Below are 25,887 nucleotides of genomic sequence, written 5' to 3'. Positions count from 1 at the left end.
ACTTATCCTTCATGCCTTTTTTGATTCGTTCTGTTATTTTATTTGCCCTCCTGATCGTTGGAACCGCTTTTCACCATGTATCCCAGGCGCAAGCCGTAAAGGCTGCTCAGGCAGAAACGGACACCCTCAGTGCCATGCAATCGCTCGTTTCATTTGCCACCAAGCATTTACATATCCCTTACCGTTCGGGAGGATCCTCCAAAAGAGGCTTTGACTGTTCCGGTTTTGTACGCTATTGTTTCAACCAGTGGAACATTTCACTTCCGCATTCCAGCGCAGCGCAGGCCCAGCATGGCGAAACCGTGGAACTGGACGATGCCAAACCCGGCGACCTGATTTTTTTCAAAGGAAATAGTACAAAAAGCAGCCGCATCGGCCATGTTGGAATTATCACAGAAGTGACGCCAGGCTATGTACGGTTCATTCATTCTGCATGGAAAGGTGGCATTCGCTACGATCTGCTCAATGCGTCCTATTACCACAAAAGGTTCGTGGCGATCAAGCGGATGATCGACTGATACCATCTGCCTTGCTTTTCCTATCACATCAAAAAAATCAATTTCCGCTGCCATTTGGTAACGGTTTCATTTTATTGCGCGTAAATTTGCCGGATCGATCTGATCATTACTTTACAAACTGCATTGCATTTTGAAACTCTGGCAAAAAGAAAATACGGTTACTTCTGAAAAAATAGAAAAATTCACGGTGGGGCGTGACCGGGAAATGGACCTGCACCTCGCTGAATATGACGTATTGGGAAATCTGGCCCATGCGACTATGCTGGAAACCATCGGCCTGCTCACCCCGGAAGACCTGGACGCTTTGAAAACCGAGCTGAAAGTGATCCATTCTCAAATATCGAACGGCGATTTTGTCATTGAAGACGGTGTCGAAGATGTACACTCGCAAGTAGAACTGCTGCTGACCCGCAAATTGGGCGATACCGGCAAGAAAATCCATAGTGGGCGTTCGCGTAATGATCAGGTGCTGGTGGATATGAAACTGTACACCCGCGCCCGTCTTTTTGAAGTGGTAGAAGCTACCGAAAAGCTTTTTGAAGTACTTGCAAGCCGCTCCGAAGAACATAAAAACGACCTTTTGCCAGGCTATACCCATTTGCAGATTGCGATGCCTTCGTCGTTTGGTCTCTGGTTTGGAGCTTATGCCGAAGCGTTGATCGATGACATCATCCAGCTCAATGCAGCATACCGCCTTGCTAATCGCAATCCGTTGGGCTCGGGCGCAGGCTACGGATCCTCATTTCCTCTGAACCGTCAATTGACAACCGATTTACTAGGTTTTGAAGGCATGCATCACAATGTGGTGTACGCGCAAATGAGCCGCGGACGTACAGAGCAAGCTGCACTGACCGCGATATCTTCATTAGCAGCAACCGTTTCGCGGTTGGCGATGGACGTGTGCTTATATAACAGCCAGAATTTCAGCTTCATTGTTCTGCCTGATGACCTGACGACGGGCAGCAGCATTATGCCGCATAAAAAGAACCCGGATGTGGCCGAGTTGCTTCGAGCAAAAACCAACCGCATGAAGGCATTGCCGATGGAAGTAACGATGGTACTGAGCAACCTGCCGTCGGGATACCACCGGGATATGCAGCTCCTGAAAGAAATCCTCATGCCTGCATTCGACGAAATACTGGATTGCCTTGACATTGCTGCTTTCATGCTCGAAAACATGCAGGTAAAACAGAACCTGCTGGACGATGTCAAATATGATCTGCTTTTCAGCGTTGAACGTGTGAATGAGCTGGTGATCAATGGTGTGCCCTTCCGTGATGCTTACCGCCAGGTAGGCGCGGCAATTGGCGATGGAACGTACACCGCGCCCCGTGACCTGAAACATACGCATGAGGGAAGCATTGGCAACCTTCAAACGGCTGAAATCCGTGAACGAATGCAGCAGGAACTCGCAGCTTTCGGATATGACAAGGTTACCGCCGCTCTGGAAAATCTTTTAAAATATTAGATCAAATGAAAGCATTGGGGGTTATCAGAGGAATTTTATTAGGATTAATAATCCTTTCGGGAAATACATTTGCGACCCAGGCGGCTTCCGAGAAGTTGAAGGTGATTTTTTTCCTTGACCCTGAATGTCCGATTTCCAATGCTTACATGAAGGAGATCAAAAGCATATATGCCGACTACTCGGTGAAAGGAGTAACATTCGAAGCAGTTTTCCCAACGTCGACGGTAACGGATCAGGAGATCAAGGCATTTTTGAAAAAATACAATGCTACTTTCCCGGGTTACACGGATGCGAACCTTCAAAAAGCAAAACGATACCAGGCGACTGTGATGCCAGAGGTGGTTCTGGTCAATTCGGCTGGTATCGTCGTTTACAGAGGCGCTATTGACGACTGGTACTATGGCCTAGGCAAAAGCCGCCCGAAAGCAACTGAATTCTACCTGCGCAATGCTATCGACGCAACCCTGGACGGCAACCAGGTCATGAAAAGCCGGACGGAAGCTTATGGGTGTTTGATTAATTTGTGATTTGGGTTAAATTTTCTGCAAGCGCTTCACATAAAGGTCATTTTGCCTCATAATTTCGGTATAAACAAGCACCATATCTGCCCCGGATTTATTCCCCATTTTACTAAAATCTGATACCAATTTTTTGTTCAATTCCCGGTATTTTGGGTGCTCACGAACTACAAGGGTAGCAGCAAGCCTGATCTTTTCCCTGGGCCATACTTTTTTCAGTTTCTCCAAAGAACATAACATCAATCCCGGACAGTAAGTATGCTCTTCCAGCATGATATTGGTATAAAATGCCAACGCATTTAATCCCTCCTTTGATTTGTCTTTCAATAAATCGGTACTTGAAAGCATGCGTTGAGCGCATTCCTGGCGGTAGTAAGAAAAGTATTGGTCATCATCGTATTTTTCCAAAAAAGCATGCACCTTTCCGTCCTCCTTTTTCCAGGGTATCGCCATTAGGTATTTATCGTTATCCTTCCTTACTGGGTAGCTTTTGTCCCAAAACAGACCTTCCTTAAACATTGTGTTGGTAACCACCAAAATGTAGTCGCCATCTAGCGTGTCCATCCCGGACTGGTTCATACAAACTTGCATCAAGCTAGGGTCCCTGGTCTTATAACCCTTCTGAAATTTTTCCAAAACGGATGCAACGTTGGCCGTTTTCCCTCCGGCGCAATTCATCAGCAGCAAAGCTGCGCCCAAAACAATTACGTACACCTGCAATCTCTTCATTTTTCGATGACATTTTAGTTTGCAACCTTTTTGACCAATGATATAAAAATAGCAAGGCTGTTACATATAATCAATTGGTATTCATAATATTGAAAGGATAGCCCCGAAAATCTTGCATGCCTGACGGCATTTTAAATTCCTTCATAAATCCTGTATTTCCTACCGAGGTTGCGTGCCTACGGCACTGGATGTTGCAAGGATGAGTAACACTGCTACCATTCATGAACATTGAAAAAAGTCGCATAGCGACGAAACATCGGTAGGAAAACCGAGGCAGCACAGCAGAACCAAAATCCCGTCAGGGATGAAACAAAACGTGTGGTACTCCCGAATTCGCCTCAAAAATCTTGCATGCCTGACGGCATTTAAATTCCTTCATAAATCCTGTATTTCCTACCGAGGTTGCGTGCCTACGGCACTGGATGTTGCAAGGATAAGTACCACTGCGACCATTCATGAACATGAAAAAAGTCGCGTAGCGACGAAACATCGGTAGGAAAACCGAGGCAGCACAGCAGAACCAAAATCCCGTCAGGGATGAAACAAAGCATGCACAAACATCATAACGCATGCCCCATCGCATCACAAAAAAAGGTAAGCCAATGGCTTACCTTTTTCCCTCTAACTAAATCTAAAATATAAAATCAAGGCTTATCCCACCAAACACGGCCGGTAGCATCCTGTGGACTCGCTCCGAATCCCGGAATTGCTGCCATGGCAGCATAAGCTGCTTTTTTGTTTACCGCATTAGGATCTGTGTCGTTGATCAGCCCAAGTGGAGCACGACGTGGAATTGTCAATACTACATTCAGGTTTTTCACAGGAACAAGTGGAACAACCGAAGTAGCGTTAGGATATCCCGTACGTTTCCATAGATCCCATCCTTCTGCTGGTTGCTTCATGAAGTTCAGGTAAGACTGGCTCGCGATCTGATCCAATGCTTTTGTCGCATCGTATGCAACACCTGGTTGTGCCAGGTAAGCAGTAATCTCAGCAGCAGTTACAGGAGTATAGTCAGTCAGCTTGCTTCCGCTACCCACTTCATCATACCACTCGATAGAGCTTTTCACACCAGCTTCATACCAATCTTTTGCAGTTCCTGTACCGATGCCTTTCAAAGCAAGTTCGGCACGTGTAAAGCAAAACTCAGCATAAGTGATCACCGGAAGGTAAGAGAAGCCTGTTCCTGCATTTCCAGCTGCATCGTTACGTCCTGCGCTGAACAAACGTGGTTGCAGGTAAGACAATGTATCTACTGTCGCCTTGGTCGAAGGGATGATTTTTGGCGTGTAGTACTTCTGAATGTTGGCTGTGATTTTCGCATCATCAGGACTTGGGAAGCTACCTACATAACGTCTTCCTTCTTTGGTACCTGCCGGCAACACACCATCCTTAATCAGGATATCAATGTTAGCCTGCGAATACTGGTTAGGCGCGAAGAACGCGTCAACACGAGGATCTTTGTTAGCGACCATGAAGTCCACCATCGGCTTCGCAGCACGCAGTGTCGCTGGATTCCAGTTACCACCATCTCCTGTTCCTGTAAATGCAGCATTGGATTTGAAAACCCATCCATCTGCATTCGAACTCATCAGATCTGTTGCGGGTGAAGCAAGTACTTCATTGATAATAGCAGCTCCCGCAGCAGCATCTACTTTCTGAACACGGATCGCCATTTTCAATCTCAATGCATTGGCAGCTTTAACCCATTTCTGAGCATCACCTTTGTAGTACTGATCGTATGCGCCTATTGCAAACTGCGCAACTGGCTGAGAAGTTTTCAAAATTGCGATTGCAGCTTTAAGCTCTGCATCCAGTTTCGCAAAAATCTCCTGCTGGCTGTCGTATTTAGGTTGCAATGTACCGCCGTAACGTCCCTGGAATGCTTCCGAGTAAGGAATGCTTCCGTAGATATCCGACACGTAGAAAGTGTAGTTGGCTTTCAGAATGTGCGCCATCTGAACCATATGCACATAACGTGGCTGGTCAGCAGCTTCCAATTTCGACACCAGTTGTTCCAGATCATACAACCTGTCACCTACACCATTGTATAACCGGCCGTATCTCTGAGAGAAGTTGTCCCAGTTTTGCGTATACGCTCCCTGGTTACCGTTTTGGTCCGTGTTGTACTGCATCCATGGCATGATACGACGATAAATGTCATAGTAGTATTCAAAATCCACACTATGCATACTGATGGTTGCATTCAGAAACTGGTTCTGAGGCGGTACTGAGGTAAGTGCATCCGGGTTTTTGTTGATATCCACGAACGCCTGCTTCTCGCAGGAATAAAGAAGTCCCGCTGCCGCCAGTAATATTAATTTATGTTTTAAAAATTTCATGATAATAATTTCTGTTTTGAATTGACCGAAATAATTCCGAATTACAATCCGATATTGACTGAAAAACCAATGTTACGTGATAGCGGCAAACCACCGTACTCCATGAACTCACCAGCCCTGTTGCTGTAAAGTCCTTCTGGGTTAACTCCGTCTTTCGCAGTTTTGTACAGGTAACCAAGGTTACGCCCGACAAGGCTCACACGCAGTGACTGGATTTTCGCTTTGTTCAGCAATGAAGCAGGAATGTTGTAGCCCACCGAGATTTCACGAAGTGACACCCATGAGTTCTCAAATGTAGAATACTCACGAATACCTGATCCCCACTGAGTAAGGTTGTAGTAGTAAGCGTATGCAGGAATTGGCTTCAAGTAACCTTTTTCAACCGCCTCAGCATATGGCATTCCACCCAGATCGACCAATTGGTCGTTCACATTCACTTTGTATCCATCGGCAAGAACTCCTTCCGGAATGATACCATCCGTTTTTGCATTACCATCAGCATCAGTATAAGAAACCCCACCCAGTGCGGTGTTACGTCCTGGCAATGTGAATGCAAATGCACCTGTAGATGAACCATATTGGTGTGTAGCAGAAGCCATCAGACCACCGATCTTCGCGTCAGCCTGAACCGTTGCAGTGAAGTTTCCATAACGGAATGAGTTCACATTGCTGGCAAGGAATTTCTCCATAACTGTACCCAGTTCTTTTGAACCCTGACCTTGGTAAGCACCGCTTCTCAAATAAGCGATACCGCCTTCTGCCGAGCTGTTCGCACCGATTACGCGTTTGCCATTTGAAGGATTACCTGGCTGGCCCTGGTAAGTTGCAAATGCATAAGAAGTAAGGATTGTTCCGTAGTCTTTTCCAACACGTGCCACAGACGACATATCAGCTCCGAAACCAAGTGCAAGCGTATAAGTATCAGTACCTTCTACCAGTTCAAGCACCTTGTTGCGGTTACGTGAGAAGTTCACGCTTGTGTTCCACTCGAATTTACCCTTTTTGATAGGAGTTGCAGAAAGCAAAATCTCCACCCCTTTGTTCTGGATTCTACCGGCATTAACAACTTTGCTGCTTACACCAGACTCAGAAGTCGTTGCAAGGCTAAGGATCTCATTCTTGGTAATTTTGTTGTAAACAGTTGCATCAATACCTAATCTGTTATTGAAGAAACGAATGTCTGCACCAAATTCAACCTCACGTGCCAGACGGTTTTTCAATCCGTAGTTAGGCAATGTGTTATCACGGAAACCTGACAGGTTAACCAATGATCCGTCAGCCTGAGTATAAGTTCCGTTTGGCTGGTATATACCAGTTTGGTTAGTAGCCCATGCATCCGTATCACCACCTGTGTAACCTAAGCTTGCGCGAAGTTTACCGAATGACAACCAGGTAGGAAGTGTTTTGATAGACTCAGTTGCGATCCATGAAAGACCTACAGAAGGATAAGAGTAGGTATAGTCTCCACCTCCGTCAGCATAAGTCAATGTAGAAGACCAGTCATTACGGAAACTTGCAGAAAGTGTTAACGCGTCTTTGTAAGTCAAATCACCATAAGCATAAAGCGCATCAATACGTTTAGATGGGCTCAATGGATAAGTCAGGTTCAATGGATTGGTTGTGTTCGCCAAAGAGAACACATCCGGAACACGAAGACCGCCGGTTGTATTAACTCTGTAGTAACGTCCACCGATCAATCTGTTAGTTTCTCCGCCGACAGTGAAGCTCAGGTTGAAATCAGGAGTCAATTGCTTGTTTGCGCTTAACAATCCCTGGAAACGGCTTTGTGATTTGTTTTCTGAATATTCGCCATACTCACCTCCTGTAAAACCTACGCCTGCACCACGGTCTTTGTTGTTACCTGTGTACAACTCAGTTTGTACGTTTCCACGAACTAACAAAGTCAACCAGCTGGTAAGATTAGCAGTAAGGTCAATGTTTCCGCGGAACACTTTCTCGTTACGAGATTGTGTAAACTGGAAAGTCTGGAACATAAATTCTGTAATATTGTAAGGATCGGCAGCTCCCTGACGACGGCCACCTGCAACCGGATCGATATAGTTTTTAGACCAGTAATCGATATCCATTGAACGTGGACGGTTGTATACAAAACGGAAAACCGGGTTGTAGTTACCACCCTGACGAATCGGGTTCACCATGTCATTGTCGGTATAATCCGCGCTGATATCCAGGTTCAGAATTTTTCCGATTTTCTGTGTTCCTCTGATGTTGAAGTTATTACGCTTCAATTCAGTACCCGCAGGCATGATAGAAGTGTTTTTCAATGTAGAGAATGACGCACGGAAAGAACTACGCTCGCTTCCGCCTTCTACTACAACGTTATGGTTGATGTACTTACCAGTCTGGAAAAATTTCAATGGATCGTTAGCTTTCCATTGTACCATTCTTCCGTCAAGATCACGTACTGTCTGGCCTTTGAACTCAGGACCGTATGACCAAGGAAAGTTTGCACGATCTACTTCGTCAACACCGTCAGTACCTTTAAGGAATTCAGGGCTTAGACCTGCTCCAAACTGGTTTTGAAGGTCAAGGAATTTGTAAGCTGTTTCAAAAGTAGAAGTATGGTTGTAAGTTACACCCAAACCTTTTTCTGTACGTCCTTTTTTAGTCTGAACCACTACCACACCATTCAAAGCCTCAGAACCATAAAGAGAACTTGCAGCAGAACCTTTCAATACGGTCATCGACTCGATGTTGTCAGGGTTGATGTTTTTCATGATGTTACCAAAATCCTGTCCGGCTCCCCATGAGTCAGCACCTGTTGTTCCAGGGCGGATCAAAACACCGTCCACAACGAAAAGTGGCTGTGTGTTAGGGCTTAATGAAGCGTTACCACGAATACGGATACGTGAAGATGACATTGGACCACCAGTTCCCTGGTTGATCATTACACCTGCAACCTTACCCTGAAGTGCATTCACCATGTTGGCATTTGCAGTTCTGGTAATGTCATTTCCCTGAACCGACTGAACTGAATAAGCAAGCTTTCTAGCCTCAGTTGACATACCGAAACCAGTGATTACTACCTCGTTCAAAGTCTTGTTGTCTTCTTCAAGGTTAACTGTGAGCTGGCTCGCGTTACCTACTTCCACTTCTTTGCTTACAAATCCGATGGATGAGAAAACAAGTACCGATGTGCTCGAAGGCACATTTACGCTAAACTTTCCATTTGCATCTGTCGCACCACCTGTGTTGCTTCCTTTAATAAGGTAAGAAACGCCGGGTAAAGGATTTTGTTCCTTGTCGAGCACCGTTCCATTAACGGTCTTTCTGTCCTGGGCCATACTCCATGTGCTTCCTGTAAGGAGGAGGAGCAATGTTACCAGACGGGTTAAAGTTGTAAACTTTTGTCTCATGGTAAACTTGGTAAATTGAATTTTGGGTGGTTTAAGTTACTCGCACAACGTACTCTGATTCAGAGATAGGGTCTGCCAACGTTTGTTGATTCCCAACTTTTTCACATCATAATCATTGAATGTCAAAAATAAATATTTTTATTAACAAAAACATAACATTTATTAAAAAATATTAATAATTAACATACAATCGTAGTAGACTATTTGGCTATTTTATCGTTTGAGCTTTATTTTAAGAAGTACCTGCCTGCCAATCCCTGCACCTTGTACCTGACCGTTTTCAATGGCCGACCGATAATGTATTCCGCCGTACAACCGGCTGATAGCGGCTTCATTACATGCATTTTTAAATGAAGCAAAGTGTCTCATCGGAAGACCGTACTCTGTCTCAGTGTAGTCGTCGTACCCGAAATTGTCCCCCAGAAGCGCTGTTAGTACCTCGGCGGCTGCGGTGGAGATCACACTGTGCCCGCTGGTATATTCAGGAAACGGCGGCGTCTGTAAAAAAGGCCGCCACTTCTCATCAACATATGCATTGATCATTGTTTCGGGCCGGATCAGCTGACTTCTGTACTTTTCATCCCAGCAACTGATAAACCCGTCGAATAATGCAATAGATGTTAACAAATAGGTTGACGAGGTTTCAATCCAGTTTTTCCCCGCACTTTCAGTTGCCTGCCCGACAATGGAAATCCAGTGACCACCGGGAGACAATTTTTTGGTCGCAAAGTTGAGATGCCCCTGAGTATTAAGGTAAAATGGATTACAATCCCAGAAGCTTGCGATCGCAATTTCTTCCTTGCTAAGCTTTTGGGTAGCGCGATATACTTCCAGCACTTCTTTCATAAAGCGGCTGGTGGTATCAGTACTGTAAGCAGGTGGTGGCACCGGCTTGAACTGACCAGCCGAGTCGAGCGATACCGACCGGATCTGGCTCCAATAAGGTTCAACGGCATCAATGTACCCTGGCGGCGTAGGTGTCCATTTCCCTTTTTGCTTACTATATGTGTACCTTCTTTTCTTTCTTGTTAATGCATAATTATCCCTGGTCGACCAGGAAATGATACTATCGCTGACCATCTGCCCTAATTTCAGAGAGTTATCATACACCATCCGGTCCTTCTCACGAAAATCAGCCAGAATTACTTCAATACTGTCTTTTAAAAGGTACTCTGAAAATACAAGTTTGCCTCCTGTTTTGAAAAAGGCATAAACCGCTGCCAGCTCATAATTCACTTTACCAGTATTTTGAATCCCGGGAACATCAGGAAAGTTTTGGATCTGACCATGCAGGCTGTTATACTGCGTGTTACCCATTGCCAGCGTCTCATAAGCGGCTGCATTGGCATATAGATAGATCCGGCTGGCAACCGGGGGCGAGAATACATCATGCACAATGGTACGTGTCAGGTTCTTTTCAGCTCTTTGAAGAAGCCTCGTCGAAGGTTCCTGCTCGAAGCCTTTGCTCTTTCCAGCTACTAAAACGAATATCGTCAGTACCAGCACATTTTTCAGCATTACCTGTTTGTTCATCGGTTTATAATTTGAAAAATAACGGGCTGACCACCATTAACGGAGCACACTATACGCTTCTCATCCAGCATTTCAAGCCCACGGATGTCACCGGTAGCCCAAAAACCCGTCTGCCCTGCGGGCACAGATTCAAATTGAAAGGCAGCCGTTTGTTTCAATATCGTTCCTAGCGACGCATCACACTGCCCGAGCTGGACACGATATGGAGAGAAGTTTCCGGCCAGTATCAATTCAGGTTTTTTATCCTGATCAAAATCGTAAGACGCGATGCCGCTTACCCGTGATACCTGTGCTTCTTGCGGCAGCTCGTGCACCTGAAACTCAAAATTTCCCTTGTTCTCCAAAACAATGCTGGAAAGCCGACGGCAATAAACCTTACTGCTTTTCTCCACAGCGTCTTTTCCAAACACGTCCTCCACAGTAGCGTCAGCGTAAGCTTCGTAACTCGTATATTTCCTTTTTAGAAATACCATTTGATCGAGCATCTCATCTCGGGAAAACATCGGGTAGCTTTTTTCGCCTATATAAAAAGTACATATTGGATCGACTACCCCATTCTTGTCAAAATCGTCATAATAGATCGTTACGGGTTTTTCGGCGGATGCCTTATATTGACTATTCAGTCCCGCATTTCCCGCAACAAAATCCAGGTCACCGTCCTGATCGAGATCTATTGGCATTAGCGCCGCCCACATTCCGTCCGAGTTCTTCAATGATGCTATTTGCTTTTCTTCAAATGCATTGCCCTTATTTCTGAACACTTTAACGGGCATCCAGTCACCGACGAGCATTAAGTCCGGCTTTTTGTCCTGATCGAAATCTGTAAAAGTTGCTGCCGTGATCATACCGGGATTCAGTAAATCCTTGCTCCATTCCGCGGTAATGTCGGTGAATTTAATGTTGGTACCGTTGCTGTCATTTCTTAAAATGTAGCTTCTTGCGGCCATCGGAAATGATCCCGGAATCGCCCGGCCGCCAACAAAAAGATCAAGGTCACCATCGCCGTCAATGTCTGCATGGGCGACACATTGTTTCGGATTTTTCATCGATGGTAAGGCCAGTACCTCTTCATGCAGGTTTCCTTTTCCGTCATTGATGTACAAATGGTCGCGGTACTCAGGGGCTTGTTCTTCAAACTCATTGCCGCCGCTGACAACGTATAAATCCAGGTCACCATCTTTGTCTGCGTCGAAAAACAATGCATTCACTTCCTCACAAGCCGCATTTTGCCGCCACGGCTGAGCAGTCGCACCGGTAAATGTACCGTCTGCCTTTTGCAAATAAAGTACTCCAAATTGGTTGGAGGCCCCACCCAGAAACACGTCTTCCAGGCCATCACCATTCACATCGCCTTTTGCTAACGCCGGCCCTAGCTTCGACAATTGGTACGGCAGAAGCACCTCGACTTTGAAATCAACAAAATCATTTTCCTGATGCGCAAAATCGATCCCAATGCTATCGGCAGAGATTTTTCGAACCCATTTCCTGGCAGTCACAGCGCCATTTATAACCGGTACTTCTTTGGCATCAGTTTCTTTGAAAGTGAGTAAAAGCTGCTCAGGCTTTGCAACCAGCGTCATTTTACCGGATGGCCAGAGAATTTTCAAGGAATCGGCTGTAGTGTTTTTGCCCAAGCCAAAGTGCAAGTCCGTAGTTACCGTAGACTGGTAACCTCGCACCGGATACAGCTCAGCATATTGGGTAATGCCATTGGAATAAACCCAAACCTTACTTCCCAAAGCCTGCGCATTCTTACCTAGTCCAGCCAGTTTTACCGTCAACCCGCCTTGATTCGTATTGTTTTGATAAATAGAAACAGGTTCATTGATATTGGATATCACAATATCAAGGTCGCCATCCCCATCGAAATCCGCGTAAGCCGCTGCATTGGAAACTGCCTCATCAGTAAAGCCCCATTTCTTCGAAACGTCCTCAAAAGCATACGTAGAGCTCGACGCCTGATTTCTGAACAAGTAATTTCTCAGCTTGTTGGAAGGCATTTTCTGCACAAGGTTGTAGGTCTTGAAATTCAGGTTACCTTTTCCAACTTCCTTCATTTGCTCGTCGGCAACGGTGTATTTGAGGAAATCCATGTTGGTAAAATCCCTCAGATATCCATTGGTAATGAGCATATCCTTCCAGCCATCATTATCCAGGTCGGCCATTAAACCCGCCCAGCTCCAATCGGTATTGGATACACCAGCCAGCTGCCCTATCTCACTGAATTTCACATTGCCGCTAGCATCAGTACCTCTGTTCAAATGCAGCATATTCCGCATATTCTGGTGGTAGTAGCCACTGTCGAGCAGCAAATGGTACTGATCGTAAACATCCGGGCCTTTCAATAATTTTTGGCGATGATTGTCTTCCGGAAGCATGTCCAGAGTTAGCACATCCGGTTTTCCGTCGTTATTAAAATCGCTGACATCCGCGCCCATTGAAAATTTGGAAACGTGGGTAAACGATTTTTTCAATGATTCCGTGAATGTTCCATTACGATTATTGATGTAGTAGCAATCGACTTCGGTGTAGTCGCTTGTTGTGTAAAGGTCCGGCCAGCCATCCTGATTCATGTCCGCCACAATGACGCTCAGCCCGAAATTCAATGCATTATTGATGATACCAGCCTTCTGGGTAACGTCTTTAAATTTCAGTTTGCCGTTTTCACTGATGTTTTCAAAAAGCCTGTTGCCGAAGTAGGGATTAGGCGTCGCGCGCATTTCACGCGTGTTCAAAAAAGGATTGACACTGTGATTGGAATGGTTCAGCAGAAACATATCCAGGTCGCCATCACGGTCGTAATCAAAAAAAGCGGCCTGGGTAGACTGCGAACCGATCGCATTCAAACCACTTTCTACGGCTGCTTCTTTAAAAACCGGAACCCCTTTTTTGATACCTTGATTAATGAACAGCTCATTGTTCTTATCGGAAAGCTTTCGGTAAAAACCGGAATGACAAACGTAGATATCCAGCAGACCGTCACCATTCACATCAGCCACGCTCACGCCTGTCGACCAGGTTCCATTCCCTTCGATCTTCGCCTTTTTGCTGATATCCTCAAATTCTATTTTCGCCTTACCAGATCTGTTCAGGTATAGCTTATTCGCGACGGTATTTCCTGAAATAAAGAGATCAGGCGCACCGTCATTATTAAAATCACCGATGCCCAGCCCATTCCCGTTGTACAGATATTCGTACCGGAAAATGTGCAGGGAGTCGTTCTCCTCAATTTTATTCACAAAACCAACCTTGGTATCCTTTGGAGAAAGTTTGGTAAAAACAGTTTGTGAAAAGCCCTGAGAAAAAACAAAAAGAAAGAATGCGAAGTAAAGTCTACCCATGCTGTACGGTTAAAAGAATCCGGTGAAATTTCAGTTCCATTTAAAAACCAGATTGTCATCTCCGGCCTCGCGCTCCACATACATCAAAATCAATGTCAACATTTCCTGATCACTGCGCATATTCCCCGTCGACATGACCAGCTGTGGCGGATTGTGCGGGTTGGCCGGATTGGAGGCGGTATTGTCATAAGTACCCTCCACGTGCACCACTGCGCCCTTGGGCAACAGCAATGGTTTTTTGTATTTGTAAATCTCCTGCCAGCGGAAGTCCCAGGCGGGGATATGAACCAGTTTCACAGTATCGCCGGGTGCGGCCACTGCATATGCTTTAAACTCCTTGCCCAGATAATGCATGTGTGGCCAAGCATACAGCAATGAAACATCAGGCTGGTTGTTAGCGATTCTCAACCGGAAGCTTTTCACTTCATCGGCAAAAATCATAAATGGCGGACTGATATCTTTTTCGCCGATACCACCCGAGCCCAGACTGATCACCTTTACTTTTCTTTTTATCGGGGTGCTTTTAAAGAAAATATTGACGCCATCAATGCTTTCGGCATCAATGGACGAAGGCCCGAAATGTACCGTAACCAGCACAACGCCGCGTTTCGGCATTATCCAGCCCATGTCTTCCGGGTAAGTCTCCACAGTCGTACCGGGAATCCAGCCACCATAGTAAGTCATTTCCTTCTTGTACTTCACCCACTCGTAATATTTGTCAGCCGACGGGCCATTCAGATCAACGAAGTCAACGGAATTATGAAGATCAACAGACGCGTCAGGTACGGGGTGGATCGCGAAATTGGCGTGGTGAATGAGTTTTTTGTTATTCGAGGTAAATTCAATGGCTTCTACATTGGCTTCCTGCGCCATTTCAAAAGGAATTTTGAACATTACAAATCTTTCTGCTGCATCACCTTTAACCTGGTATGCCTGCTTGATTTTCAGACTAAGATCAGGCTTTCTTTTGTAAGCCGTACCTGCATCCACCCGCGCCTGTAAGTCCTGCTCCGCTTTCAGATTTTGTTTTCCTTTCGGAGTACCCCCATCGATCCAGCTGGTGATGGTCTTAATATCCTTATCGCTCAATGAACGATCATTGGCAAAAGAATTGAAGTGATTATCGGCTTTCCACGGCGGCATAAAACGGGAGCTTACGACCTGCTTGATGAACTTGGAGCGCTTGGTAACGTCTTCAAAAGTGATCAGTGGAAATGGTGCTGCTTCTCCGGTACGGTGGCAGGGCACGCAATTAGCGTGAATAATGGGCTGCACATCCTTATAAAATTCCGGTACCTGGCCCAAGCACAAGTTGCATAACAACATAAGTGCTAGAAAAAGGACTTTACGAAACAGCATGGTAGTGAGTGGGTTTGACCCATGCAATTTAGTAATAGAAAATTAATTTTAAAAAAATTTAATAATTACCCTTGCATTGAAATCCTCGTCCCAGCCGCCGACGCCACCGCCTGTGCCAGATCATCTGCATGACAAATCGTGACCTGCGCTACGCCGGCCTGCAATGCTGCAAATGCATTGTCCAGCTTTGGGATCATACCTTTATTGATCACTCCTGACTCTTTATAATCTGCGTAGGATTGGGGATTTAGGGATGAAATGACAGCGTTATCATCGTCAGGATCAGACAGGACGCCTTTCTTTTCAAAGCAATAAATAAGGTTTACTTCATAAAATCCGGACATCGCTACGGCAGTTGCAGAGGCCATGGTATCTGCATTGGTATTCAATAAAAGTCCCTCAGAACTATAAGTAAGCGGAGCAATGACCGGAACAAGGCTACTCTGAAGCAATGCATTGATCTGTTGACCATTTACCTCTTCAATATCCCCTACAAAACCATAATCAATGGTTTTCACCGGCCGCTTTACCGAACGTATGATCCCGCCGTCAGCACCGGTGAGGCCGATCGCATTACTTCCTGCTGCCTGTAATTGCGCAACAAGATTCTTGTTGACCAGCCCGCCATATACCATTGTTACTACGTCCAGCATTGGTTTATCAGTGATCCGGCGCCCGTCCACCATTTGTGTTTCGATCTGCAATTTGGCGGCAATTTGAGTCGCTACCTTTCCTCCTCCGTGAACGAGGATCTTCTGCCCTTTCAATTGGGCAAAATCATTCAGAAATTTGGAACATGCGTCGGGATTATCAATGACATTACCGCCGATTTTAACTACATAAAGTGCCTGGGACATGGAAACGCTGTTTACTATTCTGAAATTGAGGCGACAAAGGTAGCAGAAACAACTTTTGCCAGAAAAGGGAATTTTAATTGATGAATTTTTTTAGCAAAATTACGTTGAGTATGCAAAGCCGTATAAAACTCTATCAAATTAATAGATAACATCGCCGATAAACCGAAGGCTCAGGCATTCAGCTTAATCCACAAACTGCAACATGAAACGTAGTATTTTCCTTTCTCTGGGTATTTGTCTTTTTCTTACCTATTCCGCATTCGCACAAATACAAAAAGCCAAGGCACATTGGACTTACACGTTTTCGAAGCCGGAAGTTAAAAAAGGCGAGACCGTTGACCTCGTTTTCACCGCAGTGATCGACAAGGATTGGTACATGTATTCCTCCGATTTCGATCCGGACCTGGGACCAATGCTGACCACTTTTACCTTTGAAAAAAACAATACTTTTGAAGTAGTAGGAAAACTGAAACCTCAGAATGCCAAGACCAAGTTTGAGGAGGTATGGGGAGGAAATGTAAAGTATTTCGAAGGAAAAGGCGTTTTTAAACAAACGATCAAAGTACTCGCTGATAATCCAGTCATTAAAGGAAGCTCAGAATACCAGACCTGCAGTCACGTCACCGGCCTATGTATTCCGGGCAATGATGATTTTGAATTCAAAGGGTTAAAGGTGGTAGCCGCGGCGACCGGACCATCCGAAGAGCCTAGTGTGGGAGCAGCAGCACCCGCCGATGACAAAGCTCCGGTATCATCCGCTGAAACCGTTACCTCTGCTACCCCCGAAACCGATACTACTGCAAACACCGCTAATATATCATCCGATTCTGCTTCAAAAACCGAAATAAAAAACACCACGACAACCGATCCACTGGCCGAGGAAGATTCTACGACCGACAAATCACTCTGGGGTTTTGCATTGGCCGCATTCCTATCAGGCCTGGTTGCATTGCTTACGCCGTGCGTCTTCCCGATTATTCCGATGACGGTGAGCTACTTCACCAATCAGGAAAAAGGCAAGCTGAAAGCATTCATGTACGGCATTTCCATTGTGTTGATTTATACATTGATAGGTACTGTGGTTTCGAGATTAAATGGCCCGGCTTTCGCCAACTTTCTGAGTACGCACTGGATTCCTAATCTACTTTTCTTCGCCATTTTCTTTGTATTTGGCCTGTCCTTTTTAGGTCTTTTTGAAATCGTGTTACCCAGCGGTTTTGTCAACAAAATGGATCAAAAAGCGGATCAGGGCGGCTATGCTGGTGTTTTCTTTATGGCATTTACATTGGTACTGGTTTCATTTTCCTGCACAGGGCCTATTGTCGGAAGCTTGCTGGTAGCCTCAGCGGGTGGTGAAGTTGTGAAACCTATTATCGGAATGGCGTCGTTTTCTGCTGCATTTGCGATACCGTTTACATTGTTTGCCCTTTTTCCACAATGGTTAAAATCTTTGCCCAAATCCGGCGGCTGGCTGAATACTGTAAAAGTTGTTTTGGGCTTCTTGGAACTGGCATTGGCATTGAAATTTTTCAGCATTGCCGATCAGGTTTATCACTGGCGTTTGTTAGACAGAGAAATATATCTGGCTTTCTGGATCGTCATTTTCGGCTTGCTAGGTTTTTATCTTTTGGGTAAAATCAGGACACCTCACGATTCTCCGACTGAAAAAGTAAGCGTTCCAAGATTGCTGCTATCCATTGTGACACTCACATTCGTAGTATATATGATCCCCGGCATGTGGGGCGCGCCTTTGAAAGCATTGGCTGGTTACCTGCCTCCGCAATCCACATTGGATTTTGACCTTAATAAAAGAACCGCCGGAGTTGCCTCTACCATTGCTCCCGGCGAGGCCCGGAAGTATGCCGATCTTTTCCATTTACCCCACGAACTCGATGGTTTCTTTGATTATAAAGATGCATTGGCCTACGCCAGGAAGGTCAACAAACCCGTTTTCATCGATTTCACTGGTCATGGGTGCGTGAATTGCCGTGAAATGGAAGCGAGGGTTTGGGTAGATCCGGCCGTGCAGCAACGTTTGCGGGACGATTACGTGATCGTGGCATTGTATGTCGACGACAAAACGGAGTTGCCTGAAGCGAGTTGGTACACTTCAAAATACGACAACAAAGTCAAAAAAACTATCGGTGCCCAGAATGCCGATTTGCAGATCGTGAAATACAATAACAATGCGCAGCCACATTATTGCCTGGTCGATCATGAAGGGAATTTGCTGGTAAAGCCCAAGAATTACGATTTGAATCCCGCGAATTTTGCAGCGTTTTTAGATAGCGGGAAGGCTGCGTTTGGGAAATGATTCTTCTTGGTAGGTCCGTCCGCTAAAGCAGACAGTTATTGTTAGTTGGCGGTTCACTTATATCCTGTATTGCCGGAAATCGGAAAAATGGTATCTTGCTATAAATGATTAGAACATGGAAGAATTAGCGAGAAAGGCAGCTCATTTCTTTAAGGATAAGCCGGTAAAAAAAGCTTACATATTCGGTTCTGCTGCGCGCGGAGACCAAAAAGAATCAAGCGACCTGGATATCCTTGTCGATCTTGACTATGAAAACGGTGCTGACTTCTTTACTTTTCTTGACATGCAAGATCAGCTTACCACATTGCTCGGCACCGCAGTTGATTTAGTAAGTTCGAATGGTCTTTCACCTTACATTAAGCCTCAAATTGATCAGGAAAAGAAACTGATTTATGAAAGAGTCTGAATATGACAAAGCAAGGCTTCTGCATATCCTCGAAGCAATTAACTATATAGAAACTTTTGTTGAGGGAAAGGTCAAAGATGATCTTTACAGTGACGCCATGTTACGCTTCGCGATTGAGCGTCAATTGGAAATAGTAGGCGAGGCTGCCAATCATATTTCCGAAAAAACAAAGCTGGACAATCCTGAAATAGAATGGCGAAGAATTACCGCTTTCCGGAATTTCATTGTTCACGAATATTTTGGAGTTGATCTTGAACTGGTGTGGGACATTGTTGTTAACAAAATTCCGGGCTTGAAAATAGTTGTTGATAGAATGCTATCGATAATGTGACGCCAGATAACTCTTTATAAATTTCACTAGCTTATTTTTAGGGATCAAATTGATCCCTTTTTCATTTCTTAACATTTATAATTATTCAATGTCTAGACCTTGGCTTCTGGTACTCTTCATTTTTGCAACACTTACCACATTTGCCCAACCCTTCCGCCCGCCAGCTGTCCCGCTCATTACCATTGATCCATACACCAGCGTGTGGTCTTTCGGCAGCGAACTGGCAGGATCCAATACCAAACATTGGACCGGCAAACCGCAACCCATGGACGGATTGATCCGCGTTGATGGCAAAACATATCGTTTTATGGGTGCGCCAACTCCGGTGATGAAAACCATTTTACCAACCGCCAAACAGTACGGATATACCGCAAAGTTTACAACCGTAAAACCAGACCCGGAATGGTGGTACAAGGAAGGATATAACATCAGCAACTGGAAGCAGGCACCTGCGCCATTTGCTACAAAAGAAAAGAATGACGCGATGCTTAGAAGTGGCACTGAATTCGAGAAAGAAGTTTGGTACCGTCGTGAATTCACATTGACCGCGGTTGACTTTGAGAAACCAACTCTGAACATTTTTCATGACGACGATGTACAGGTTTACATTAACGGCGTCCCGGCCTACGATTGCGGGCCGTGTTTTACAAGTGATTATGAGTTTAAGCCAATAAGCGCTTCTGCTCGCAAAGCTTTGAAAAAAGGGAAGAATACCCTGGCTGTATATTGTAAAAACGGTGTGGGTCCAGGGTATATCGATGTGGGACTGGTTGACGAAATAGCGCCCAAAGGCGACGACGTAATTCTCGCAGCGAAGCAAACCGCTTTTGAAATGAAGGCTACGCAAAGCATTTATACCTTTGAAGCAGGGCCTGTAAAATTAAAAGCCAGCTTTGTGGCTCCATTGATACTGAAAGACCTTAATATGGTTTCACGGCCGGTTAATTATGTGGTTTTTGATGTGAAAGCAACGGACGGAAAAACGCATCAGGTCGAAATATTAAATTCGGTTTCGGGGCTCTGGGCTGTGAATGATGCGAGCCAAAAAGTGAATGGTAAGAGCGAAACTCAGAATGGGCTTTTAACACTTTCATTGAGTAATACTGAGCAAAAACCGTTGGGTAAAAAAGGTGACGACGTTCGCATTGACTGGGGCCGCGCGTATCTGGCTGCCAATGCAACGAATGCAAAAAGCTCGGGATTGGGCACGCCGGAAGAATTGATCAAATCATTTTCGAAAAGTGGAGCCGTGAATGCAAATCAATCCACAGCTGCGAATGCAGATACAAAATCCATGGGGATTGTCCTTGCAGAGAAAGTCGGCGCAGAGGCAAAGTCGCTGCATTTGATGCTTGGTTATGACGATGGGTATTCGGTTCAATATTTTGGTCAAAATCTGCGGCCGTGGTGGAATAAGGACGGAAACAAAACCATTCAGAGTGAGTTGAAAAGCGCGGAAACTGATTTCGCCAAAATCCTGAAAGAATGCGAGGCGACGGACGAAATGATTTATCAGGATGCGCTGAAAGCAGGTGGTAAGCAGTACGCTGAACTTTGCGTGCTGGCTTACCGTCAGGCCATTGCAGCCCACAAGCTGGTCGCAGATCCGGCGGGTACTCCATTGTTTTTGTCCAAAGAAAATTTCAGTAATGGCTCTATTGGAACGGTCGACGTGACTTATCCTTCGGCACCGTTATTCTTGCTTTACAATCCGGTTTTGCTGAAAGGAATGCTGGAACCGATCTTCTATTATTCCGAAAGCGGTAAATGGACAAAACCTTTCGCTGCGCACGATGTGGGGACTTATCCGTTGGCAAACGGGCAGACATACGGCGAGGACATGCCTGTGGAAGAATCCGGAAATATGTTAACACTGACCTATGCGATTTGCAAAGCAGAAAACAACATTGAGTTTGCTAAAAAGCATTGGAAGGTACTGAGCGTCTGGGCAAACTATCTCAAAAAAGAAGGTTTTGATCCTGCTAATCAGCTTTGCACCGATGATTTCGCAGGTCACTTGGCTCGTAATGCAAACTTGTCGATCAAGGCAATCATGGGTTTGGCATCTTACGCGAAAATGGCGGAGCAGCTTGGAGAAACCAAAGAAGCTGCGGAAGTAAATGCATTGGTAAAAGACTTCGCGAAAAAGTGGATGGAGCTGGCCGACAGCGGCGATCACTACGCGCTGACTTTCGACAACAAAGACTCATGGAGCCAGAAATACAACATTGTGTGGGACGAGCTTTTAAAACTGAATGTATTCCCAAAAACCGTAGCCGAAAAAGAGATCAAATATTACCTCGCCAAACAAAAACCCTTCGGCCTCCCACTAGACAGCCGCAAAACATACACCAAATCCGACTGGATCGTATGGACTGCGACATTGGCATCGGATCCAAAGGATTTCGAAGCTTTGATCAAACCAGTCTACAAATTCGCAATGGAAACGCCCGACCGCATTCCGCTTTCGGACTGGCATGAAACAGTGGACGGGAAGTCGGTTGGTTTTCGGGCGAGGTCGGTGGTTGGCGGGTATTGGATGAAGGTTTTGGGGGAGAAGTGGAAGTGAGGAGTTTCATTTAGACTATAAAATGAGAGAGGCCACGTGAAAAAATTTTCACGCGGCCTCTGTAAAAAATACTAGTTCACAAATCTTTGTGTTCTAGTTCAATTGTTTGATTGCATTTTTGTTTACAAACATATGAGCATATGAATACCCTCCGTTTTGAGGTACAAAAGCACTGAAAGAGATGCTCATTTCAGTACTTATTGCATCAAAAATTACAGTCTTTTTAACCCAGGTTGCTTCTTTACCCTCAACATCGATACCGTGGGAAATAGGATCTTTCACATTTGACAGGTCCACGTAAATTGTGTTCGCATACAAAGGAGTGAATGCATTTTGATTTACACTGCAAATAGTACTAGCAACATAGAATGAAATTTCATACTTCTTTCCCGGTTTTAGATTAGTGATTTTTGTCTTGGCTGCCGAATTCTTACCATTTGACACGTTTTTGCGATAGCTAGTAGTTGTGACAATTGAACCAAAGTTAACGATCGAGGCGCCGCTTGCAATTGTGGGGAGACCTTTTTTCCAAGGCAACATAGGATTGCCCCATAAACATGACAAATTAGATGTTCCTGTAGGCAACTCTTGGGAGTTATTTGAATAGTATGGGTGAGTGTCCCTTTCCCAATCAGTTGGGTAAACATCTAGTCCTGTTGAGCCTTTTGTAGAAGGAAAATAGGGAAGTGTAATCACTAATGCCGCTGCGCCTTCCTTCAAACTCGAATGCGCATTAACAATCTCCGTTTGCGGCTCCGGAGTCAGAGCATCCTCCTTAGAGCAGCTGCTCATAAACATCAAACAAGCCAGGCTCAGCCCTATCGGCAATTTTTGTACTAAATTCATTTTTTTTGTTTTTGTAGTTAAACAATTGATTTTGTTACTGGCTACAAAACAAGCCTTTCTTCTACGAATAAAGGCTTGAAAGTGAGCAGGTGGGCGGTGGTGCTTATTAGGCGGCAAAAAGAGAATTCACTTTACCGATTAGTAATTTTCGAATAGTAGTTAGTACTGATGTAGTGTTCGATTTAGCTCTATTTTTTAGCCATTTTTATTGAAAAGTGCTTACAATTCTTCAAACTAATATTAGTTAAAACTAGAAGTCTAACGGTATGTCCTCTTACACTATGAACAACCAAGCGTGCTATTTGGAGGGTATTGGATGAAAGTTTTGGGGGAGCGGTGGAAGTGAGAATTATAATGCATATTTAAAACAAAGAGGGTGTCTTCTATGTTGTTGGGGATAACAAAATCTTTACAGGAACTTTCTTAATTCAGCTCCTTAATTGAGTCCTTGTCAACAAAGATATGTGCATAGGAATATTGTCCTGGCTGCGCGGTGTCAGCACTAAAGGTAAAAATCGCCTCCGTATCATGAGCCTCGAAAGTTATCGTATTAGCTATCCATTGAGCTTCTTTTCCGGCCATATTAATGTAGTAATGCATGACACTATTTGCGTATCCTATCTGCAACACTGCTCGTTCTGCATAGGCTGGAACAAAACCCGGAACATTTCTGATCGTGCTCGCAACATAAAAAGTAATAGCATATTCTTTCCCTTTTTTCAGTTGTTTAATTTTGGTCTTAACTCGCGAGTAATCATTTGAAATATTCGATGTTAAATGATGATTAGTTGCAACTGTGACAATTGAGAACATATCTCTGACACCGAGAATTTTGGGCAGTGGCTTCACCCACGGCACTAGCTCTTTCCCCCATAAATGTGTTAAAGTAGAAGTTCCGGTAGGAAATGCTTTAGAATTGTCAGGAAGTTTAATTACCAACCTTGCCCAATCGGGCGGAAACGTGTTAATGCCTGGTTGACCATTCGTAGCTGGAAAATCGAGTAACCCGCTTAAAACTCCTCCTTGCTCTTTTAAATTTGAGCTTGTAATGATACTTCCAGTCTGAGGTTGGATAGTCTGGATGTCTTCTTTCGAGCAGCTACTTACAAACATGACACAAACAAGGCTTAGGCCTATCGGCAATTTTTGTACTAAATTCATTTTTGCTGTTTTTTAGTTAAACAATTGATTTTGTTGTTGGCTACAAAACAAGCCTTTGTTTACGGAACAAGGTGCTGAAAGTGAGCACGAGGGCGGCGGTGCTTATTAGACGGCAAAAAGAGGGTTTTCTTTACCGAATAGCAATTTTCGAATGGTAGTTAGTGCTGATGTAGTGTTCGATTTAGCTCTATTTGTTAAATGTTTTGTTCAAAAATAATCTACAAGCTTTACAGTTATTGCTAGTTTGTTGATCGGTTAACTAACTCACTGCATGAATACTGATCATTGATGGCATACACAAAAAAAGTAACGCCGCCCGGGATCCCGAGGCGGCGTTTACATTAAATACAAAATGACGGCAAGCTCCAATTAGTTTAGCTTCTCAATTGCACCATATCCAACAAAGAGGTGTGCGCAAGCATACTGTCCGGGATATTGAGGTGATGCAGAGAATGCAAAATCCATTTGTGGGCTCAATGCAGTGAAAGTGACAATTTTCTCTACCCAGCAAAATTTGTAATTGGTCAGATCCACAACGGTCTCCTGAGATACAGCTTGATTACTCACGGTTAGTAAGGCCTTCTTCGCGAAGGTTGGTGAGTATTCTGCCGGATCCCCTTTCGGAAGAGTCGACGATACATATACTTTCAGAGCATATTTCTTCCCAACCGAAAGATTATAGATTTTGGTTTTTACGGAAGATTTGTTTGACTTATCCAAAATACCCCTGGTGGTCACCGTAACAAAACTGCCAATACTTGTGGCGCCTGGAATTACGGACAGACTTTGTACAAACGGAATTGAAGGATTTCCCCATAGCCGAAATCTGTCAGAAACGCCTGCCGGATATGCTTGCTGATTATTAGAATAGCCACCAACTACATTCCTCACCCAGTTTGCAGGAAGAATATTAATGCCCGTGAACCCCTTTGTTGATGAAATAAACGGGGGAGGAGCATCTACATCTACTCTAAGGTTGGAACTTGTGTTCACACTCTCCGTTTGCGGGGTGGGCGTTTGTAGATCGTCTTTCGAGCAACTGGCGAACATCATACAAGCGATAGCCAGGCCGATTTGTAATTTTTGTACTAATTTCATTTTTCTCCTTTGTTTTAGTTAAACAATCAATTTTACTACTTGCAACAAAATACGGCCTTAAAAGCCAAATAAAGCCATAAAATGAGTGTGAGGATCGCTTCACTTATCTCCCGGAGAAAATGCATGATCGTACAACAAATAGTAATTTTCGAATAGCTAGCTAGTATTAATATGTACTTCCATTTATATCGACATGGCAATAAATGATACTTCCCATAGCAAAAGGAAGCCGCCTCAGATGTTCTGAGGCGGCTTCGATTATTCAGTCAAGGTTAAATTGAAAATCCCAGGCTACTGTTGCCAAACTGCATCCTGACCAACGAAAACGTGTGCATATGCAAATTGCGATTCGTTGGCCGCCAATGCGCTAAATATAAACTCCATTTCTGATGACTTGGCCTTGAATGTAATCGTTGTTTCGACCCAGCAGTTTTTGTAGCTTGTTAGATCTACAGTATATTTTTGAGACTCTTGCCCACTACTGGCTATCCAAACATTACCTTGCTTTGCAAAACTTGGCAGCTTACCGGAATCATTCGCTTTTGGAACTGATGAAGCTACATAGAATTTGAGATGATAATTTTTACCCGGCGTCAAAAATCTAATTTTAGTGCTGGCAAACGCCATCTTTTTTGCATCCCATTTGCTTGAAGTTGTGACGGTAACAAACGACGGCGCAGGATTATCTGGCGTTGCGGACAATGGATTCCACCATGCGTAGGAGATTTTCCCCCATAAGCCCGTCCGGGTGGAAGTACCTGCTGGATGAGTTGATGGACTAGCATAATTGGGGTTATTAAGTCTTTGCCAAAATTGCGGGAAGGCATTATTGCCTGAGACACCCTTTGTAGATGCAATCCAGGGTACTGCATCCGTCTTCGCGCTCGAATGCTCATTAACACGCTCCGTTTTGGGCTCAGGGGTTAGAGCATTTTCTTTGGAGCAGCTGCTCATCATCATCACGCAGGCCACGCTCAGTCCAATTGATAGTTTTTGTACTAATTTCATTTTCCTCTGTTTTGTATTTGAATATTTGTATTTGTAATCGCTACAAAACAAGGCTATATTGATTTAATAAGATACTGATAATGAGCCGCTGGGCGACCCCGATTATTCCACG

At 44.6% G+C, this 25,887-nt stretch carries 18 protein-coding genes; 7 read left to right on the top strand and 11 right to left on the bottom strand.

Annotation, left to right across the window (positions count from 1 at the left end; all coding sequences use genetic code 11):
• Positions 1-11: 11 nt before the first annotated feature.
• The 3 genes from ON006_RS27175 to ON006_RS27165 all read left to right on the top strand — a co-directional run bounded on the left by ON006_RS27175 (position 12) and on the right by ON006_RS27165 (position 2,513).
• The gene (locus ON006_RS27175; protein ID WP_244821333.1) at positions 12-518 is read left to right on the top strand and encodes a C40 family peptidase; all 507 of its coding nucleotides are present in this window, start codon (positions 12-14) and stop codon (positions 516-518) included.
• Between the two features lie 130 nt (positions 519-648).
• Positions 649-1,986: an argininosuccinate lyase gene (argH, locus tag ON006_RS27170; protein ID WP_244821332.1), complete on the top strand. Its 1,338-nt coding sequence runs from the start codon at positions 649-651 to the stop codon at positions 1,984-1,986.
• A 5-nt stretch (positions 1,987-1,991) separates the two neighbouring features.
• Positions 1,992-2,513, top strand: a complete 522-nt coding sequence (locus tag ON006_RS27165; RefSeq protein ID WP_244821331.1) for a redoxin family protein — start codon at positions 1,992-1,994, stop codon at positions 2,511-2,513.
• A gap of 6 nt (positions 2,514-2,519) precedes the next feature.
• Here the strand turns inward: ON006_RS27165 and ON006_RS27160 are convergent, their stop codons facing one another.
• The 7 genes from ON006_RS27160 to argB form a co-directional block, all read right to left on the bottom strand.
• Positions 2,520-3,233, bottom strand: a complete 714-nt coding sequence (locus tag ON006_RS27160) for a hypothetical protein (protein WP_244821330.1) — start codon at positions 3,231-3,233, stop codon at positions 2,520-2,522.
• A 644-nt stretch (positions 3,234-3,877) separates the two neighbouring features.
• Complete coding sequence (locus tag ON006_RS27155) at positions 3,878-5,575, bottom strand: SusD/RagB family nutrient-binding outer membrane lipoprotein (protein WP_244821329.1); 1,698 nt, start codon at positions 5,573-5,575, stop codon at positions 3,878-3,880.
• Between the two features lie 41 nt (positions 5,576-5,616).
• Complete coding sequence (locus tag ON006_RS27150) at positions 5,617-8,952, bottom strand: SusC/RagA family TonB-linked outer membrane protein (protein ID WP_244821328.1); 3,336 nt, start codon at positions 8,950-8,952, stop codon at positions 5,617-5,619.
• Positions 8,953-9,165: 213 nt separating this feature from the next.
• Positions 9,166-10,485: a vanadium-dependent haloperoxidase gene (locus ON006_RS27145; protein ID WP_244821327.1), complete on the bottom strand. Its 1,320-nt coding sequence runs from the start codon at positions 10,483-10,485 to the stop codon at positions 9,166-9,168.
• Positions 10,482-13,826 (bottom strand): VCBS repeat-containing protein, encoded by a 3,345-nt coding sequence (locus ON006_RS27140; RefSeq protein WP_244821326.1) that lies wholly within the window; start codon positions 13,824-13,826, stop codon positions 10,482-10,484. The genes ON006_RS27145 and ON006_RS27140 overlap by 4 nt, the downstream gene beginning before the upstream one ends.
• Before the next feature lie 30 nt (positions 13,827-13,856).
• Complete coding sequence (locus ON006_RS27135) at positions 13,857-15,185, bottom strand: c-type cytochrome (RefSeq protein WP_244821325.1); 1,329 nt, start codon at positions 15,183-15,185, stop codon at positions 13,857-13,859.
• Positions 15,186-15,250: 65 nt separating this feature from the next.
• Complete coding sequence (argB, locus tag ON006_RS27130; protein WP_244821324.1) at positions 15,251-16,042, bottom strand: acetylglutamate kinase; 792 nt, start codon at positions 16,040-16,042, stop codon at positions 15,251-15,253.
• Between the two features lie 202 nt (positions 16,043-16,244).
• On the opposite strand from argB, the gene ON006_RS27125 reads away from it, so the two are divergent.
• The 4 genes from ON006_RS27125 to ON006_RS27110 all read left to right on the top strand — a co-directional run bounded on the left by ON006_RS27125 (position 16,245) and on the right by ON006_RS27110 (position 21,662).
• Entirely contained in the window at positions 16,245-18,356 is a 2,112-nt protein-coding gene (locus ON006_RS27125) for a protein-disulfide reductase DsbD family protein (protein WP_244821323.1), read from the top strand.
• A gap of 115 nt (positions 18,357-18,471) precedes the next feature.
• Positions 18,472-18,762: a type VII toxin-antitoxin system MntA family adenylyltransferase antitoxin gene (gene mntA / locus ON006_RS27120; protein WP_244821322.1), complete on the top strand. Its 291-nt coding sequence runs from the start codon at positions 18,472-18,474 to the stop codon at positions 18,760-18,762.
• Positions 18,749-19,093 carry a HepT-like ribonuclease domain-containing protein gene (locus ON006_RS27115; protein WP_244821321.1) on the top strand — a complete coding sequence of 115 codons (345 nt, stop codon included), beginning with the start codon at positions 18,749-18,751 and terminating at the stop codon, positions 19,091-19,093. The genes mntA and ON006_RS27115 overlap by 14 nt, the downstream gene beginning before the upstream one ends.
• Positions 19,094-19,181: 88 nt before the next feature.
• A complete protein-coding gene (locus ON006_RS27110; RefSeq protein ID WP_244821320.1) occupies positions 19,182-21,662 on the top strand; it encodes a glutaminase family protein in 2,481 nt (826 codons plus the stop codon).
• Between the two features lie 93 nt (positions 21,663-21,755).
• On the opposite strand, the gene ON006_RS27105 is transcribed toward ON006_RS27110, so the two are convergent.
• The 4 genes from ON006_RS27105 to ON006_RS27090 all read right to left on the bottom strand — a co-directional run bounded on the left by ON006_RS27105 (position 21,756) and on the right by ON006_RS27090 (position 25,775).
• Positions 21,756-22,508: a hypothetical protein gene (locus ON006_RS27105; protein ID WP_244821319.1), complete on the bottom strand. Its 753-nt coding sequence runs from the start codon at positions 22,506-22,508 to the stop codon at positions 21,756-21,758.
• 423 nt (positions 22,509-22,931) lie between these two features.
• A complete protein-coding gene (locus ON006_RS27100; RefSeq protein WP_244821318.1) occupies positions 22,932-23,669 on the bottom strand; it encodes a hypothetical protein in 738 nt (245 codons plus the stop codon).
• Between the two features lie 369 nt (positions 23,670-24,038).
• Positions 24,039-24,767, bottom strand: a complete 729-nt coding sequence (locus ON006_RS27095) for a hypothetical protein (RefSeq protein WP_244821317.1) — start codon at positions 24,765-24,767, stop codon at positions 24,039-24,041.
• Between the two features lie 291 nt (positions 24,768-25,058).
• Positions 25,059-25,775: a hypothetical protein gene (locus ON006_RS27090; protein WP_244821316.1), complete on the bottom strand. Its 717-nt coding sequence runs from the start codon at positions 25,773-25,775 to the stop codon at positions 25,059-25,061.
• Between the last annotated feature and the right edge of the window lie 112 nt (positions 25,776-25,887).

The sequence above is a fragment of the Dyadobacter pollutisoli genome, from assembly GCF_026625565.1.
Taxonomy (GTDB): domain Bacteria; phylum Bacteroidota; class Bacteroidia; order Cytophagales; family Spirosomataceae; genus Dyadobacter; species Dyadobacter pollutisoli.
This window is presented reverse-complemented; position numbering and strand designations above follow the sequence as displayed.

Coding starts and splice junctions, on each gene's coding strand:
- ON006_RS27175 (WP_244821333.1), top strand. CDS start 12: ATGCCTTTTTTGATTCGTTCTGTTATTTTATTTGCCCTCCTGATCGTT.
- ON006_RS27165 (WP_244821331.1), top strand. CDS start 1,992: ATGAAAGCATTGGGGGTTATCAGAGGAATTTTATTAGGATTAATAATC.
- ON006_RS27160 (WP_244821330.1), bottom strand. CDS start 3,233: ATGAAGAGATTGCAGGTGTACGTAATTGTTTTGGGCGCAGCTTTGCTG.
- ON006_RS27155 (WP_244821329.1), bottom strand. CDS start 5,575: ATGAAATTTTTAAAACATAAATTAATATTACTGGCGGCAGCGGGACTT.
- ON006_RS27150 (WP_244821328.1), bottom strand. CDS start 8,952: ATGAGACAAAAGTTTACAACTTTAACCCGTCTGGTAACATTGCTCCTC.
- ON006_RS27145 (WP_244821327.1), bottom strand. CDS start 10,485: ATGAACAAACAGGTAATGCTGAAAAATGTGCTGGTACTGACGATATTC.
- ON006_RS27140 (WP_244821326.1), bottom strand. CDS start 13,826: ATGGGTAGACTTTACTTCGCATTCTTTCTTTTTGTTTTTTCTCAGGGC.
- ON006_RS27135 (WP_244821325.1), bottom strand. CDS start 15,185: ATGCTGTTTCGTAAAGTCCTTTTTCTAGCACTTATGTTGTTATGCAAC.
- argB (WP_244821324.1), bottom strand. CDS start 16,042: ATGTCCCAGGCACTTTATGTAGTTAAAATCGGCGGTAATGTCATTGAT.
- ON006_RS27125 (WP_244821323.1), top strand. CDS start 16,245: ATGAAACGTAGTATTTTCCTTTCTCTGGGTATTTGTCTTTTTCTTACC.
- mntA (WP_244821322.1), top strand. CDS start 18,472: ATGGAAGAATTAGCGAGAAAGGCAGCTCATTTCTTTAAGGATAAGCCG.
- ON006_RS27115 (WP_244821321.1), top strand. CDS start 18,749: ATGAAAGAGTCTGAATATGACAAAGCAAGGCTTCTGCATATCCTCGAA.
- ON006_RS27110 (WP_244821320.1), top strand. CDS start 19,182: ATGTCTAGACCTTGGCTTCTGGTACTCTTCATTTTTGCAACACTTACC.
- ON006_RS27105 (WP_244821319.1), bottom strand. CDS start 22,508: ATGAATTTAGTACAAAAATTGCCGATAGGGCTGAGCCTGGCTTGTTTG.
- ON006_RS27100 (WP_244821318.1), bottom strand. CDS start 23,669: ATGAATTTAGTACAAAAATTGCCGATAGGCCTAAGCCTTGTTTGTGTC.
- ON006_RS27095 (WP_244821317.1), bottom strand. CDS start 24,767: ATGAAATTAGTACAAAAATTACAAATCGGCCTGGCTATCGCTTGTATG.
- ON006_RS27090 (WP_244821316.1), bottom strand. CDS start 25,775: ATGAAATTAGTACAAAAACTATCAATTGGACTGAGCGTGGCCTGCGTG.